Raw genomic sequence first — 1,076 nt, forward strand, 5'->3', positions numbered from 1 at the left:
TAGAAAGGTGATATTTGGGCGGTTCTTCTTCTGGCATTTGAATTAGACATGATTGCTTTCTCCTTTAAAATATACCGAAAAACACATCACAAATTTTTCCCCGAAAATTCGGATATTTATAGAAACGGTCGCAATAAGAATATATCTTCCGAAGTGATTCGGGAGAGGGTGTAACGTATTTAGCGCCGTCCAAATATTCCAACCGAGGAATATCATATTCCCCCGTTTTATAAAATTTAGAGAGAATGGAACCGGCTTGATCGGTCAAAATATCACCAACCTTGTCTTGAAATCCCGGTGGCTCAAGCACATTAGTAAATACGCCGTAGATTATTACTTTACGTAAAGCAACGACAATTTCATTCGAACCATATCCGTTGTATCTAGAAATAATATCTGGATTATCTGCAAATTTTTCGTGAAATAGATCGATGAAATAATGCTGATAGCAGATCATATCTTCGATGACCATTAGGTTATCATCTTCGTTTTCACTTCCCGCGTTACCGAAAAAACCGACCTCGGTAAAATCGAGTTGAGAAATATCAAGTTTTTCTGGTTTTCAGAAATTCTGGATTGAAGTCCATCTTGTCACGCATTTCGTTTTGTCCTTTAGTTTGGGGGGTTTGGGGGTAACAACCCCCAACAAGATAGCCCATACGCCGAAGAGGAAAGCCCCCGGCTTTACGATGAGAAGTAGGGCGTTGCTGGCGGTTAGCCAATCATATCTTGTCATAGAAGAAATCAGTATATCACTTTCTGGGTTTGTGCAAGACAATTTGTGGTCAATCGCAAAAAAGTATGGATCAACTCATAATCAATTTATGTATCAGCCATGCGTTAGACATGGATCACACATGGATCAGACAGGGCTTACACATGGATTTATCTTTTTCTGGAACGTCATCACTTTATTAATTGACATAAATCGAATCAGGTTTATATATCACAATAACGCCGCATCAATATGTATTTTTGTTCTCGATCAAATAGCGATCAAATAGCGATCAATTCGCAATCAAATTCATGAAAAGAAAGGAGTAATGCTATGATAGATCTATCAGAAATCGAAAAAG

The 1,076-nt window shown here is 38.1% G+C and carries 1 protein-coding gene; it reads right to left on the minus strand.

What is annotated here, in order from left to right:
• Positions 1-64: 64 nt before the first annotated feature.
• On the minus strand, positions 65-472 hold the full coding sequence (locus tag VZ95_RS19930; RefSeq protein WP_045777420.1) for a hypothetical protein: 408 nt from the start codon (positions 470-472) through the stop codon (positions 65-67).
• Positions 473-1,076 lie beyond the last annotated feature (604 nt).

This window comes from Elstera litoralis (assembly GCF_000963705.1).
GTDB classification, from domain to species: Bacteria; Pseudomonadota; Alphaproteobacteria; order Elsterales; family Elsteraceae; genus Elstera; species Elstera litoralis.

What these genes read in the sequence shown, in the direction of transcription:
- VZ95_RS19930 (WP_045777420.1), bottom strand. Translation starts at nt 472, where the DNA reads ATGGTCATCGAAGATATGATCTGCTATCAGCATTATTTCATCGATCTA.